The following is a 15250-nucleotide window of genomic DNA, read 5'->3' on the forward strand; positions in this document are numbered from 1 at the left end:
TCCGGACGAAGCCAGTCCGGAGAGTGAGGAGCGGCGACTTTTCTACGTTGCCCTCACGCGCGCCCGCGACTGGCTGCTGATTTCTACGGCAAAGAAGAACCCCACGTCCCGGTTCGTTGTTGAAGCCGGGCTAACTTGATTTGTTAATCAGCCGATCGTTCGTGGCGTCTGATGGTTGCGAGCTCCCTGCCGCGTGCCACAGCCGTCCAACACTTAATTTTTGTGCGTAGCGTTGGCACTCGGATTTGAAGGAGGGGTTGTTGAGCCCGTAGGCATCCTCATAAAGCGAAAAAAGCCTGGAGTTGCAGCTCCAGGCTTTTAATCGGCATTGACAACAGGCGCAGCAGGCTTCGAAACCCTCTTGACTGGTCCAACAACAAGACAGTCCGAGTTTATGAAGCCCACCCTTCGTTGTCAATGCTCCCCACAAGTTTGCGCATTGATCGAAGAAAATGAGATATCGCTTCGACGGGCTTCCTATTGCCCGAAGAACATCAACGTGTGGCGGTGCGCCGCACTCTCCGGCCGCTGTCGAAAGCTACGGTTCGCAACCCAAGGCAGCCAGGTGCGATGCCGGCAGGCTGCCGGAGCGGATTCTCAGAGCGATCGCGTTGGTCTACGAGTCCGATGGGCTCCGGGCTTTACACATCACCAATCGCCAAGTCTTGGCAACGCTCATCCGGTTCGCCCTGAACCAGAAGGATCCCACCTCGCTCGCCTTCATAAAGAAGGCAACGATTGCGCAGCACCTTGCGATTAGCGAGGCCACTGTCTATCGGGCGCTTGGCGCACTTGAAGATGCCGGGCTTATTGAGCGTGAAAGGCAGCAACGCACGAGGGCGCAGCTCGATGTCGTCGGGCGGATCGGGTTCACCGCAAAGTTGCTACAGTACATTGGGCTCGCTGGCCGGGAGCTTGGGTACCCAGAACCTCGAACGGGCTCCGATGAGTCGCGGTCATGCTCCGCATGTCTCGCACCAGTGAGTGGCGTAAACAACCCCAAGCAGTCTTCTACGAAGAAACATTCCGGGCCGAGAGCCTTTGTGCAAATTGATGATCGGGCCGTGCCCATTGATCTGGCGCCTCTCGTGCGCGACCAAGAGCTGACGACGTCCGCCCTCTTCCTTCTGATGCGGCTCGCGAGGGTGGCCGGCCAGCGACTGTCGGACGTTGTCTCGGCAGCGGGTGATGTTCTTGGGCCGCTCCGAGGACGAGAACTGTTCGCCTACCTCAAGTCGCTCCTCGGAAAGCCCATAGACTATAGCTATGTCGTCCAAACTCGGAAGGCTCAAGAAGACGAGAGGCGCGCAACCGCTGCCCAGGCGGCGCAGGACCGGCTTGAGGTTGCCCAACTCCTTGAGCGATACCGTGGGCGACGGGTGTCTGCGTCCGACGGACGGATCTATGAGGTCGACTCGGCATCGATTGTAATCACCGAGGCCAACGGTCGCCGAAGTTCATTAGGGCACGGCCAAGCGCGCGCCTGGCTCATCGAGATGGACAGAGCAGCGACCGGGATCTCGCGTGCCCTGGCCCAGCCGTCGTCAGCGACGACACGGTCATCGTCGGCCATGGCACAGGCAGCTATTGAGCAACTTCGCAGCATCCTCGGTGGCAAACCTCCACCCAACATGGTCGGTGGCTGGGCTCGGGGCGTCTAGTTGCGCGCCCCAACGTGGAATAGTGGGCACTTCCTTCGTCCACAAGCGCCAGACTGAGGTACTAGCGGCGGCGTCCGCTAATTTTTCGAACCAATCCATTGCACCATCGTCAGTCAGAGCCCCGATCTAGTACCTGGGAATCTGACCATCGGGCGGATGCTCGACGATCCGAAGCGGATCCTGGAGAGCCGCCGGCACCTGCATATCGGCATGACCATCAGCTACGTCGCCGACGATCTGACCCAGCGGGTGCGGCAGGGCCGCATCCTCGAACTCCGACAGACCCAGGCCGTAGTCGAGGATACCGCTACGCGCCGGCGTTGGGCCTTGCCCTATGCCGCGGTCATCGCCGATGCCACCGCTGCGACCCCATCGGCACCGCACGACCCACCGCCGCCGTCCCGTGCACAACGTGCCGACTTCATGGTTGGCGACACGGTGGCCTTTACCGACCAGCACCTGCACGAGCGCATCGGCACCGTCGTGCGTGTCAACCAGAAGACCGCGTCCGTACAGTGCAATCCCGACGAGGGCCACTGGCGGGTCTCCTTCGCGCTCTTGCGTAAAGTGGTCGACCTCTGAGCTTCCATCGACATCAATACGAAAAACGTGCCTAAACGTAAGATCGAGCCAGACGGCGAACACCATCGAGATGGAGGTGGTCGTCGACGCTTACAGCCCAGAGGAGCGGTTTATGGCGTGGTATTACTATCTGGAGGAGCGACTCACCGTTCATTCGAAGCTGAAGTTCGCTTGAAATTGCCAACTTCGCCGGTCAGTCCCGGCGATCGGGTCCAGGTGATCGCAATGGCGCCGGACGACCTGTGCGAGTGCGATCTCCTCGTGTGGGTACCGTGGAACAAACGCAAGCTTGCGGTACCGCTAGCCCAACTCGTGCCGCTGGCGAGCGATGAGATGACGCAGGCCATTGCCGATTGGGAGTACTGGCGGGACCGTGGCTACCAATTCTGACGCCCGTCCGTAAGCCGTGACGCATAACACCCGACGCTCGTCCACCGCTCCGATGCCCTGCCGGAGCCATAGCCCAACGTCAACATGGGTTCTGCTGACGGATTCGAATTCGTAGATCCGTGGGGCATGCCCGGGCGCACGCCTGGCTCATGGAAATGGACAGCGCGGCGACTGGCCTGTCTCCTTCCCTCGCACTGCAGGATCAACCTCAAGCGCGGTCTACGGGGAATGCTGATACGGCAATTGAAAAGCTGCGGAGTTTGGTCCACGCAAGGGTGCGGTCTCGGCACACTCCCCCAACAGCTAGCAAATTTCTCGGACGAAACATCAGTGGCGTCGGTCAGGTACCACGCCGTGACTGCTTGTTAATTCGACCGGCCATCTTGAAAGAACTGTCGTCAGTGCACTCAGATTAGATTTGCTGAAGCCGCTGTGCCAACTCGTTTTGCGGCCTTCGCGGCCTTATGAACCCGATTTGCCACGAATGCTCCAAAGGTGCTGCTGACATTGGGATCATCGAGATGCTCGTGCAATTTTGAGGGTTCGAGCTTGAGGACTCGCGCCAGAAGCTTGGCCGCCTGCGATTGACAAAATTCCGCAGCGACGTCCGACTGCTGCTCAGTGGACAGCTGGCGGTAAGCCTCCCAACCCAGTTCGGCCTCGCGTTGGTCACGCTCGGCACCAGCGGCTTTCACCCGAGCTTCGCGTTCAGCCAGCTCTTGGTCAGTGGTCTTGCGAGCTGCGTCTGCACTGACCGATTGATGATGAATCTGCTTGTCGAGTTCGCCTAGCAAATAGCCTTCGCGAAGGGCTTTCATGAAGTAACCACCAGCGCGCACCTTAACCTTGCCAACTTTCACGTTGTGCCGGGTGTACTCCATGGCCTGCTGGATACGCTCATCGTTGTACACATCGCGGTTGGTGATAATCTCGTTGAACTCAGCCTGGTTGAGGGCGAATTCTTTGCGCAGCGTCTCATAGACATTGCGGAGCACGATGAAAGCGGTCTTTTGCTCGTTGGGCTGCTCGGTAGCTTTCAATCGGAATCGGACTTGGCCGATTTTCTTTGAGCCGGGCACGTTAAGTGTGAGCATCTCTATGTGGACGCCTGTAACTTCGCGAATCTCGGTGATGGCGACCTCGAGCACTTTGCTTCGAAAGTGCTTGAAGAGATCGTAGGTCTTCTTTTCGCACTCCAGCCACGCTCGCAGGGCTTGTACTTCGAACCAAGGCGTGATGCCCTCAACCATGAACTGCTGCATTCGGTCGTAGAGCACCTTTGAGTGAACCGACTTGAATACGTAGCGCAAGCTCAGAAAGTGGGAAGACTTCGGGTTCTTGATAGCGCGCTGCAGCCGTTCAGGCAACTCGAAGATGAACTCCCCTTTTTCAATGAACGCTGAACCCATTAAGGGCACCGCGCCCCAGCGATCTTTAGAAGGGTCTTCAACGTCGATTTCGTTAAGCTCGATAGCTGCTTTTTGTGCTTCGCGAACGAGCTTGCTGAGGTGGCGCCGGTTGTTGCTCGTCGTGGCTAGCAGCCATTTGAACAGCCCGACATCGACGCGGTATTCTCGTCGGATTTCTTGGTCTTCAGCGACAAGGAAGTATGCAACATCGATGAGGCGTCGGCCTGCCAGACTGAGATCGATGATCTTGACGAAAGCATTGCTGCGTCGGAAGCCCAAATCCTTTGGTGCTTCCGTGATGCTTTGGCCGCGAGGGGCGAAGTCCTCGAACAATGCCAACGCCAGCTGTTGCGATACGCTTTCCATACCACTTCCCTCCTTCGGGCAGGAGGTTGCAGGGAAAAGGTCGAAAAGTCAAAACAATCCTTGTGACTTTGCCCTGTGCGTCAGGCTGCCGTGGTATGACTGCTGTCCTGGGCGAGTACTGGCAGGCTTTGGCCAGCGAACCGAGATTGCTTTGCCACGGTTCGGGACAATTCAGGTGACCTTCCTTGGGGGGCAAAATTACGAGCTGGACACGAGGAAGGCGATTGCCAAACTGCACCGGTCCAAGACGAGTCTTCTGGGCTGGGAGGGTGGTTTGTTTTTTTATTAACAGAACACTACTTACAAGAAGCGGCTGACCTCTCCATGAAATCAAGGACTTAGGAGGGGAAAGTCACATTTTTGATGCCAAAGGTAACCTCTTTTGGTGAGTAAGGTCGCCATTTGGGGTCGTAAAGACACCGGGATTGGCCTAGTTGTCGGGTCAGCGAACGCTCGTATCTGACAAAGTCACCGGAATTGTCCTCAAGGTCACAAAGATTGTTGGATTCCTGGTCCAAGCAAGGCCGCATAAGGGATTGCGGTTGGCCGACCCCAAGCATGGTCACCGGATTTGTACTTGTGCTCGCTGGGCTCGTACCTTGAGCGGTTGAAGGGCCAAGGTCACTGAAATTGTTAGGGTAGGGCCCCTCTTTCCCATGGCCAAAGCATGACCAGGGCTTAACACGACCGGATTGTGAGCGTTCACACTCGGTAGTAGCGTGCAAAGTCACCGGAATTGTTCGCAGGCATGATCGAGCCTTGCTTGGAAAGGTCACCGGAATTGTTCGATCCGGCGGCGCGTGGGAGGCAAGGTCATAAGATTTGTTCGAATTCGGGGCGCATCTGTTGGGCTTAGGTCACCAGAATTGTACGAGTCTCCCGGACACTGGGTCTTTAAATGAGCATTCGATTCCGGCCACCGGCGATTTGTCAATAGGCTGCGGCGGCTTTGTGCGCCAGTTTCGGTCCTTAGGGGTCTCTCGCGCGCCTACGCCAGCGGCTTTATGAAGTGGGTGATGTTTCCCGCACGCCGCCCCGTACAATATTTGTGACTTTGCCCGGATTAGATTTGCAGACAAAAATCGCGGGCACAAACTGCAGAACCACAAAATTTTGAATTCGTACAATTCGCGGTGACCTTGCCCATATTCGATTTTGTTCGTGCCGCTCAGAGTAGTTCTGGAACGCTCCAAGTCCTTCCGCGGACGCCCCACCTCACACCGGCGTCACTTTTTCGCCAAAAGTGCTTGGCAATACGTGATATTTCTCCGTTGGTCGCGTATTCTACGATCCATCCAGAATTTCACATGGAACGTTGAATATGGCGTTGAAGAGCGAATTAACCGAGATTGACCGGACTGTCACGATTGGTTCAATGAGTGACTTTTCGAAGAAGCTTCAAAGGCTAACTGAGGAACTTCGCGAACATATCCTGGCACCTCGCCCTCGGAAAAGTCCGCCCACGTTCACTTCCACCCAAGTCGCCGAGATGTGTGGGATCGACCGCGCACGGCTTCATTACCTGGTGACGAAAGAGGGAAGCACGCTTCCGGCGGGCGAGCTTCATGGGCGCGTACGTCAGTTCACGCTTTCCGAAACTCGTAAATGGGTTCAGCAAGCGTCGCAGGTGAAGCCGTCCCCTCTACTAAAAAGGGGCGAAGCGGAGGGCCGGGTTCTCATCTCTGCCAACTTCAAGGGTGGAAGCTGCAAAACGACTTCGAGTATGTGCCTGGCGCAGGGGCTGAGTTTGCGCGGCCGTAAGGTGCTGTTGGTTGACCTGGACCCCCAGGCGTCACTGACCGAGTTGTGCGGTCTGTATGCCGAGAAGATGATTGTCGAGGAAAGCACAGTTCTGCCGTATATCTACAGCCCCGAAGATTTTACGCTCGAGAGCGTCATTCAAGAGACGTATTGGGATGGGGTCGATGTCATCCCGGCGCATCCTTCTTTGTTCTCGGCCGAGTTTCATATCCCGGCAATGGCGAGCAAATCGGCGAATTATCGATTCTGGACCCTGTTACGTAAGGGCTTGGAGCCGCTCCGAAAAAAATACGACTATATCGTGCTGGACTCGGCGCCTTCGCTGTCCTATCTGACCATCAACGGTCTGATGGCTGCGGACGCCATGGTGATGCCTTTGGTGCCGGAAAGTCTCGACTTCATTAGCTCGGTATCGTTCTGGAGCCTGTTCTCGGACATGGCAGACAGTTTCAAGAACATCGAAGGCAACAAGACCTATGACTTCGTGAGCATCCTGCTTTCGAAGGTTGACTACGGGGTAGCGTCTTCGGCCCCGATTGTTCGCTCCTGGGTACAACGTGCCTATGGCGATTGGATGAGTCCGATTGAAGTGCCGGCGAGTTCGGTGATGAGTAACGGGGCACTCGCACTTGCTACGGTTTTTGACATCAGTAAGTTCGAGGGCAGCAACAAGACATTCCAACGTGTGCGCATTCCGTTCGACGAATATTGCCGTTGGGTCGATGAGTTCTACGCCGGAAAGTGGGAGGACGCGTAAATGAATATGCGCAAACGCATGCTGGAGCAAACCGCAAATTTAACTCCCGCCAACGAAATCAAAGTAGAAGACAGCCCCCAAGTTGTAGAGCGTCCGAAGACTGCACCAGGGATGATGGCGGCTTTGAGTGCGGCACAGCTTCGGATTCAGGAATTGGAGTCACAAGGTGCTGCGAGCACAGTCCCTGTCGAGAAGATTCGGCCGAATCCCTGGCAGCCGCGGATCAAATTTGACGAAAGCAGTCTCACGGAGCTTGCGGAGAGCATTAAGGAACTGGGTCTAATGCAGCCCATTCTGGTTCGCCGCGTTGCGCCGGAAAACGGAGACTCGTATTTCGAGCTGATTGCGGGGGAACGCCGTTGGCGTGCTCACCAGGTGCTGGGTCTACCTGAAATCAAGGCTCTCGTCTCGGATGCGTCTGATGCAGATATGGCCGTGCTCGCCTTGGCCGAGAACGTCAGCCGTGAAGACCTCACCGACTATGAAATCGGCAAGGCGATGCGCCGTGTAGAGAAGGAGTTTCCCGACCGGACGCGGATGGCCGAATCCATGGGGATGAGCCGAAGCACACTTTATCGGTATTTTGCGTTCGACAATCTACCCGACTTCATGCGGAAAGATCTGGAAAGGAACCCTTCGCTTTTTAGTGGCACTGCGGCAAGTGACACCTACGCGGTGCTCAAGAAGCATGGTGAGCCAGCTGTGGGTGTGGCTCGCGAAGTCTGGAAGCAACTTGTGGACGGTAGCCTTGAGCAATCCAAGTTCGCCAAACTGCTGGAGGGTTCGCTGCTCCGCCGTGAAGCGGCGCCTGTGACTTCGCAGCGCGACATCCATAAAGTCTATGCCGGTAAGACCCAGGCTGGCAGCATCACGAAAGACTCCGTGAGCTTTACTGTGAAGCTCAAGAGTGCGGTCCTGACCGCAGCACAAGAGGAGCGGATCCGGACGGTTATCAACGAACTTTTTGACGGCAGGCCGCCACGTTGATTGGCGTCATTTCCACGCTCTTCGAACCCCTCCTTGCAGGGGTTTTTTTGTGTTCCGAGTCGGAACACGTTGGGCGGTGGTGAGAAATCTTTGGCAGTAATTGATTTGATCTCCCCGGCAGCGTTGGGATTCTTCTTGTTGTACTAGGTCTTTCAGCGGCTACGGATGTGGGCACCAACGAGAATCTGTTCCGACTCGGAACACAAAGGTATCGGTCAACCTCTCTAAAAGTCGCCTCGATGCTGGATGTCCGCATTACGCGTCCCCGAGCACGATTTTGAACCGGAAGTTGCGCTCAGGTAGTTCGGTTCTTGTAACCACGTCGGGTACAAGCTCGTCAGTCGAACCCGTCGCTAGTTGGCGAGCCTTCATGCCTCGTGTTCCGAGTCGGAACACGAATCTTCGGAATGTGGCCTGTTGCTGGGACCCACCTTGAGGCGCCACATCTGGGTCCGGGCCGGCACAAACATAATCGCCGATGAGTGGCACTCGTCCGCCCATGTTCCGAGTCGGAACATGACCAAAGGTCTGAGAATGCCATGGCTACTATCCGTACTCAGACCTAAAAATTGAAGGCTGGCCGCCACGTTGAGGCGTGGTCTCCAGATATTCGAACCCCTTCCTAAGAGGGATTCCTGTGTTCCGAGACGGAACACGTGGAACGCCGTTGAGAATTCTTGGCAGTAACTGATTGGAACATTGTTCTTCGACAGAGGAGCTACGTACCGGGCTTGGAGGCAAGCTTTTTTTAAGATGGCGGGTTGGGAGCTGGTCTCCAGACTTACCCGTCACCATTGACGAGCCGTGAAACGTCGTGTTCCGAGTCGGAACACGAATCTTCGGAATGTGTCTTGTCTCCTTGGTATTCCAAGCTGGGCTAAGGGTATGGGGACACGTTGAGACGCCACGACGGGCCAATGCGTTCCGGCCGGTACATGAGCTAATCGTCTGGGACTAGCACTAGGTCCACCCGTGTTCCGAGTCGGAACACGACCAGGTTTCTGAGGCAGCCGAGGCACGCAAATGGAGTCCTTACTCTGGGCCACGGGGGTTGTACCACGAGCGGCAGAACGTCAGCGCATCATAGGGGAACGGAAGTCGTGCCCGCGGCTCAATGCGGCTGGATTGCGTTACTACCCTTGGATCTGGAGATGAAAATCATTTGTTTTGCTTGCTGAGTACGAATAGCTCCTTGAGCCCGAGGGGTGTCGGTCTTTCCTTGACGGGCTTTCGCTTTTCGCGCGTTGCACTTGCTCCGTCTTCCTCCGGATGCAGTGAACCTGAGGAGAAAAAATTTCGCGCGGGGGTCGGCCGGCAATTGGCCTAAGGCGTAGCAGCCGCCGATCCAATTTGTACAACACGGCAAGCGCATGTGAGCGTGCAAGCAAAGCGCCTTCAGTGACTAAAGCAAGCCAGGGTGGAGAGAGTCTTTCCGATTGCATCTCGAGCTCTTTCCCCTTCGACCAGCGGTTCACAAATTTTCCCCAAGAACTCCCTCGAGGGAAAGGTCTGCGGATGGAGCTACGAAGAAAGAGCGAATCGACGGGACGCATACTTCCTGTACACGGCCCTCAAACGGAGTGCCACCGTGCGCTTCGCGCAATGGGCAGCCACAATGCGATCGCGCTGAGGAGCGCAAGGTCACTAAGTTTGTACGAACCTTGAATGCAAGGTAGGCCCTATGTGTCGCTATGCTTTGCTTGGATGCTCTCAATCGGACAATTGATGGTGACCTTGCGTGCTCAACAGCGTTGATCCAGGACGGTTGATGACCTTATCAGAGGGTAACTCGTGTTGACCGTACAATCTTTGTGACCTTGTCTCAGGGAAGATGTGCAGTGAGCACAGGCTAGACCACGATTTTTAGCCACCAGCCGACTCATTTTGGGGACTTTCGGCAGGAATTACCATGGAGAACCGAGGCGAAACAGGCAGCACTTATGCTCGTACAAATTTAGTGACTTTGCCTTGGGGTGCTGTCGCGCGGTGTGTTGCCAACGCACCATCGCCTAGGCCCTGTCCTTGATTCCGAGCTTCCGCGTAGCACTCCACTCTCTCGAAGGTCGGGGAAGAGCGCCGTCTGCGCAAGGGGGGATCTTGGCCAGCCACGATCGGCCCAATGCGCTTGCAAGGACTGCCCGGCGGGAGCGCCAAGAGGGCCCACCACCAGCCACCACCTCTGCCGCGAACCCCGGCGTTGCGGTATGGTCGCGTCGCCACAAGACTGCAGGCTGGCGCTGCGCCGTGCGCGCAGCGGCGGCGGCTTGGCCCTGGGATGAGCGAGGCGATCACTAGGGAGAACTGGCCCCCCACGGGGCCCTCGAATGGCCGCCAGCACATTTTGTCGCGCGCAGCTTGGCCACACCAGAACGTCGCCGGCTGAGGACGCTAAGATCGTTGGCCTCCATCGCCTCCAGTTCCTTTGTGCGCTCTTTACTCCTCAGCAGCCGCCCCTCGGCCTCGCACGAATAGCTGTTTCGGGTATGCGGCCCCGGTCTGCACCCAGAGGCCTGCAAACGCCGGATCGGCTGCAAGCGCTGGCCCTGCCGCGGTGTGCGGCGCTGGTGCTCGCATATGCTTGAGCGGCATGGGATACGGCATACCAGCGACCAAGGGGGAGGGCACCAGCGCGTCGCGGCAGGCGTGGGTGGCAGGTCGCAGCACATAGGCCTTGACCGCTACGGCCGTCGGGCGGAGCCTGGCATTCCGTGTGCGGCCGTTAGAACCGCTACTGGTTTCGTGGCCGAGGGCGGGGCGTCAAGAAGAGATCTAGGTTGGTGTCCCGGAGAGCTTGCTCGTGGCGGCGATGCCGCGTGTGCGTTCCGCCCGAACATACAGTGAGGTCGTTTGCAGGGAGGCATGACCCAGCAGCTGTTGCAGGACATCAAGGGGGATGTCATTGGCCACCGCATGCGTGGCAAAAGTGTGGCGGAGGGCATGAGGTGTGGCTTTGCGCAGCAATTCGCGGTCGCCAGCCTCGAGCGGGACGTGACTGTCCTTAGCGATACGGCGCAACGTGATCGACAGCACCCGATAGAGACCGTCCGGGGAGAAGCCCACGCCAGTCAAAGCCGGGACGCCCTCGCACGAGGTTACGTGCTTGGCCTGCGCCGTGGGCGTTGCAGGAAGCACCACCGGTGACAGCAACGCCAGTTCCTGGCGCGCGTCGTCGAAACCATGGCCCCGATCGACCCGATGCGCCCGCAACGCCTCGATGACCCGGGATGGCAGGAACACGGTGCGCCATTTACCGCGCTTGCCAAGTAGTGCCAACTCCCACAGGCCCTCGGGAATGCCGGCCTGCTCCGGCACCGGCTGCAGGTGGCTGCGCAAGGCACGCGCCGCCTCCTCGCGGCGTGCGCCACTGCATCCCAGCAGCAGCAAGGCCGCCCGGGCCAGCCGATACTGGGCCGCTGGCGTTTCAGCGTCCTTCGCGCCCAGGGGGCTCCCACTCGGCACGGCGTCGAACCGCGTGCATAGCCGGTCGAGGACGCCGTCACGCCGGATGAGCACATCCCACAGCGGTCCGGGCAGCGCCTTCTCGATCGCGAGCGGGAGTTCCAGGCGTACCAAGACCGGGTCCTTGACGGTCAACCACGGGTTCCCGGCGAGATAGCGCACGCCGACCAGCCACGCAAAAAATCCGCGCAGGACCAACACGGCATAACGCTGGGATTCGGGCTTCAGCGCGCCGGCAAACGGGCGCCAGCGCGCCGAGCTACGCGGCGCCTTCGGGCCCATCCAGGCGGCGTCCGGTTGTGCCAGGAATTCCTGATAGCGCGCGCAATCGTCGGCGCCCACGCTGGATAGCGCGGTGCGGCGGGCGCCGATGCACCAGAGCAGGAAACGCTCCAGCTCCTTCTGATAGGCGCGCGCCGTCTTCTCCCGATCGCGGAACCGGAACAGGTAAGCCTGGATCGCTTCCAGGTCGGTGCGCGCCAGCAGCCGGTGGCGCGGTGGCGTCCCTGGCTGCCGTCGAATTCCGGCACCACGCGGCTCACCCGCTCGAGCGGCACCAGGCCGTGGGCCAACTCCGGGCCCAACTCCACCGATTCGGCACGCGGCGTGTCATCGACGACCACCAGTTCTCCGAGCGTCGCAGCAGCACCCCTCCTGACAGTGAAGAGCTGCGGGGGCGACCGGTTGGTGCCTCGCTAGGCGGGTGAGGCGGGCAATCCGGCGTAACCTATAAAAAGTGTGCACCCACTTTCCAAAATTCGGATAATGGTAAATCATTGATGCGGCGCAGTCGAAGCTAGGTATCGAAGGTCGCAGCGCACCATCGGGGGGTAGAACATATTCCCTGGGCTGACTCCGGCCGCGGCTAACGCCGCGGCACTGAATGACCCAAGAGGCATTCGTCACTAGTGGCATCGAGACCCTGGCAGGAGTTGGCAGCTGTTCGAGCAACCGGATTCTCCGCGGGCCGCCGCCCGGCTTGAGGCAATGGGTTGGCCGCGGCCGGTAGCCAACTGAAGGCGGGCCGTTGCCCCACGCCACGTCGCGCCAGCGCGGAAGGTGCCCTGGTCACGATAAGATACTGATTCTTAACAAATTTTGTGGGTCCTTCGGCATTACCGGCTCAAAATGCATAGCAAAATGCAATGCCGATAATTTATAGGGCGTGGCTAAGCTGCTCGCGCATAGTTTCCCAGACCCCACTCACTCAGAGGGGAGCCCATCCACGGCGCTGACCTGTCTATGGTCGGCAGTCGGTGAATCGCGGTTGAGTGCGGGCTTGTTGTGCAGCGATCGGGTGACGAACCTATGGAAAACACTGATGCCAGCCGCCAGACATCACACCCGAGAGGCGTGAAGTGTAGTAAAGATGACACCTCTGGCCGAAAAAAAGATCCCGTAAATTCAACAGGTTAGTGTTACTTGTGTGGGCAGCCGTACCAAGATTACTACTATTTTCCAAGTAGTAATCTTGGTACTACCCGGCAGCGGGAAGTAATGTTGAAACTATCGCAGGTCTCCTGCGTAGTCGCACCTTTACTACAGTGTCTGATCCTCTCGGCCCCGATCTCTCACGACGTTACTGTCACCCGATTGCGTTTGCCGGCCATGGATGGCGGCGACGCATAGAGGTGTTCAGTCCAAAGCTTGCGCGTCGGCTGAGCCTCAGTAGTTACGAGGCTTACCGAACCTGGCTGATGGTTGAAGCCAATCCCGCGATCGAAACGTTCACCGAGCGCCCGGTCCGGGTCGGCGACGCGGGTAGCGCAGTGATTGATTTCTGGGTCCGATTGCGAGGGGCGCCAGCCGGCGAGTTCTGGCTGATTGAGCGTCGTCGCGCTGAAGATGGCAACGAGCCAGGCCCTGACGGACTCACGGCTGAGACCAGTACCTTGCATGGTCTGCCAGTACGCGTCATCCGCCAAACCGAATTGCAGGCTTGGACGGTGCCGATCGCCAACTGGGCGCGCATTGTCCCGTACCTTGTCAGCTACCGACGATTCCACGCCCCCATACTGGAACAAGCCATCGTGGTTTATTTGAGCGAACCGAGGGCATTGGACGCGGTGCTCGATCACTTTTCCGATCAAGACCCGGGCGGCGTGGAGGCATCGCTCTTTGCCTTGTTGGCATCGGGCCGCGTCATTAGTCCTGACCTGGCGGTAGCGTCACTGAGCGGAGCCACTCGCTTTCAGCGGGCATAGGGGGTGTGCAAATGACTGGGCCAACTCGCCGAATCGATCCGAATGCAATTCGTCTGTCGGATTGGCCGCAAATAGACGATAGCCTCCTTGCTAACGACGCGCGGACTACGTTTGTGCAGCGTCGCGACGCGATCGAGGCTTATGCCAGCGGTAGCTCGCTGTTGCACATTTACAGGACATGGGGCATCCACCGTTCTACCTTGCAGCGATTAGTCCGCCGTGCAGTGAGTGCGCACCCCGATGGCCGCCTGTGGGGATTCCGAGCCTTGGTGCCGCAGGTCCGGGTGCAGCCGTATGAAAGAAGCAAGGTGCCCCATGTGCTGGTCCACGGCAAGGCGGGCAACGCTGGGTCCTTTGGACAGCTGCTGCAGCGTCATTGCAGTCTGGCCGAGCAGTTACGCAGAGAGATCGAAACGGGAAAGGTCGTACTGCAACCTGGCGAGCCTGGCCGCCTGGTCGGTGTCAAGGCAGTGGCGCAACGCTTCCAGCAGGCCTGTCGTGAACTGGGGCTGGGCGCCGGCGACTATCCGCTGAACCAGGTGGACAAGGCCGTTCGATCCTTGGCCCGCACGCTCAGAGGCTGGATCCAGGACGATTTTGACCTTGCCGCGCGCGCCGCCGGCCGACGGATCAAGCCCGCGTCGGCGCTGCGACAACCGCCGGAGCGGGGTTCCGCCGATGCGTTCGACACCGTCGAGTTTGACGCCCACAAAATGGACGTGCGCCTGAAGGTGGTCGACAACGACCCTCTTGGGGGTGAACAAAGCTATGAAATCGAGCGTGTCTGGTTGTTGGCCATCATCGACGTGGCCACCCGCTGTGTTCTCGGCTACAACTTGTCGTTGCAGCGTGAATGTAATCGCTTTGACGCTATCGAGACGTTCAAACGCGCGGTGACGCCGGCGAAGACACCGGAACTCACGCTGCCGGGCTTACGCTTGCTGCCTAGCGGCGGGTTCGTCTCGCAGGCCCTGGAACAGACCCGCTACGCCTGCTGGCGACAGATCCGGCTAGACAACGCGCGCGCCCATTTGGCTGCAACCAGCCTCGATGTCGTGTGCGAGGCGTTGGGCTGTGCGGCGGACTTTGGTCCGGCGTACCAGCCCGACGACCGACCGTTCATCGAGCGCTTCTTTGGCACGGTGGCCGCCACGCTCTCGCAACGGCTCCCAGGAGCAGTAAAGGGGAGGGATGCGGCACAGCAAACTTTGAAACGTCTGCGCGATCCGGCCGATACTCTCCGGTTGCTTGTTACGACTCAGGAGCTGGAGGAGCTGCTGCATCTGACGGTATGGAACTACCACGGTACGCCCCATGCTGGCCTGGGTGGTCTCACTCCCCTGGAGATGATGCGCCGGCACGTGCTCGGCATCGGTCGCCAGCCGATCCGTTTGCGCCTGATTCCGAAGCCTCTACGTGAGCGTCCCGTACTACTTCACGATCCGGTGTTGTGCCGCGTGCATGGCAACCTCGGTCGCGGTGAACGGCCATACATTACCTTCTATCACGTGCGCTACACGAGTGAGCGGCTTGCCAGAAGCAGCGGCTTGATCGGCCAGCGGCTGCGCATTCACTATGACCCGACGGACGTGCGAACGAGATATGCTCGGAAGTGGTGTACGGGGGATTGAGGTGGGAGATTGAAGGCGGTGGAGGTTTCAGCTGAGAATCTGA

Annotated in this window: 11 protein-coding genes; 9 read left to right on the top strand and 2 right to left on the bottom strand. The window is 58.6% G+C overall.

All coding sequences use genetic code 11. The features are described from left to right. From AC3WQZ_RS34090 to AC3WQZ_RS34110, 5 genes are all read left to right on the top strand, one after another. The coding region (locus tag AC3WQZ_RS34090) for a 3'-5' exonuclease (RefSeq protein ID WP_492302046.1) at positions 1 to 139 on the top strand (139 nt) is incomplete at its 5' end. A 526-nt stretch (positions 140 to 665) separates the two neighbouring features. Next, a complete protein-coding gene (locus AC3WQZ_RS34095; protein WP_492302043.1) occupies positions 666 to 1661 on the top strand; it encodes a helix-turn-helix transcriptional regulator in 996 nt (331 codons plus the stop codon). Between the two features lie 156 nt (positions 1662 to 1817). Further along, a complete protein-coding gene (locus AC3WQZ_RS34100) occupies positions 1818 to 2243 on the top strand; it encodes a hypothetical protein (protein WP_454749607.1) in 426 nt (141 codons plus the stop codon). Then, positions 2149 to 2418: a calcium-binding protein gene (locus AC3WQZ_RS34105; RefSeq protein ID WP_454749608.1), complete on the top strand. Its 270-nt coding sequence runs from the start codon at positions 2149 to 2151 to the stop codon at positions 2416 to 2418. Before AC3WQZ_RS34100 ends, AC3WQZ_RS34105 begins: the two co-directional genes overlap by 95 nt. After that, on the top strand, positions 2361 to 2633 hold the full coding sequence (locus AC3WQZ_RS34110; protein ID WP_454749609.1) for a calcium-binding protein: 273 nt from the start codon (positions 2361 to 2363) through the stop codon (positions 2631 to 2633). The genes AC3WQZ_RS34105 and AC3WQZ_RS34110 overlap by 58 nt, the downstream gene beginning before the upstream one ends. Positions 2634 to 3040: 407 nt before the next feature. Here AC3WQZ_RS34110 and AC3WQZ_RS34115 read toward each other — a convergent pair whose 3' ends face one another. Next, a complete protein-coding gene (locus AC3WQZ_RS34115) occupies positions 3041 to 4408 on the bottom strand; it encodes a replication initiation protein (RefSeq protein WP_454749610.1) in 1368 nt (455 codons plus the stop codon). Between the two features lie 1321 nt (positions 4409 to 5729). On the opposite strand from AC3WQZ_RS34115, the gene AC3WQZ_RS34120 reads away from it, so the two are divergent. Beyond that, positions 5730 to 6926 carry a ParA family protein gene (locus AC3WQZ_RS34120; RefSeq protein WP_454749611.1) on the top strand — a complete coding sequence of 399 codons (1197 nt, stop codon included), beginning with the start codon at positions 5730 to 5732 and terminating at the stop codon, positions 6924 to 6926. Beyond that, on the top strand, positions 6927 to 7913 hold the full coding sequence (locus tag AC3WQZ_RS34125; RefSeq protein ID WP_454749612.1) for a ParB/RepB/Spo0J family partition protein: 987 nt from the start codon (positions 6927 to 6929) through the stop codon (positions 7911 to 7913). Between the two features lie 2769 nt (positions 7914 to 10682). Here AC3WQZ_RS34125 and AC3WQZ_RS34130 read toward each other — a convergent pair. Continuing rightward, positions 10683 to 11714 carry a tyrosine-type recombinase/integrase gene (locus AC3WQZ_RS34130; RefSeq protein ID WP_454749613.1) on the bottom strand — a complete coding sequence of 344 codons (1032 nt, stop codon included), beginning with the start codon at positions 11712 to 11714 and terminating at the stop codon, positions 10683 to 10685. A 1355-nt stretch (positions 11715 to 13069) separates the two neighbouring features. Here AC3WQZ_RS34130 and AC3WQZ_RS34135 point away from each other — a divergent pair. Continuing rightward, a complete protein-coding gene (locus AC3WQZ_RS34135) occupies positions 13070 to 13576 on the top strand; it encodes a hypothetical protein (protein ID WP_436226442.1) in 507 nt (168 codons plus the stop codon). A gap of 113 nt (positions 13577 to 13689) precedes the next feature. Next, positions 13690 to 15207: a TnsB C-terminal domain-containing protein gene (locus AC3WQZ_RS34140; protein WP_454749614.1), complete on the top strand. Its 1518-nt coding sequence runs from the start codon at positions 13690 to 13692 to the stop codon at positions 15205 to 15207. Positions 15208 to 15250 lie beyond the last annotated feature (43 nt).

It is taken from the genome of Cupriavidus sp. FW305-26 (assembly GCF_058787975.1).

Bases quoted from the DNA above. Each gene is read 5' to 3' on its own strand.
- AC3WQZ_RS34100 (WP_454749607.1), top strand. From the start codon at position 1,818: ATGCTCGACGATCCGAAGCGGATCCTGGAGAGCCGCCGGCACCTGCAT.
- AC3WQZ_RS34115 (WP_454749610.1), bottom strand. From the start codon at position 4,408: ATGGAAAGCGTATCGCAACAGCTGGCGTTGGCATTGTTCGAGGACTTC.
- AC3WQZ_RS34120 (WP_454749611.1), top strand. From the start codon at position 5,730: ATGGCGTTGAAGAGCGAATTAACCGAGATTGACCGGACTGTCACGATT.
- AC3WQZ_RS34125 (WP_454749612.1), top strand. From the start codon at position 6,927: ATGAATATGCGCAAACGCATGCTGGAGCAAACCGCAAATTTAACTCCC.
- AC3WQZ_RS34135 (WP_436226442.1), top strand. From the start codon at position 13,070: ATGGTTGAAGCCAATCCCGCGATCGAAACGTTCACCGAGCGCCCGGTC.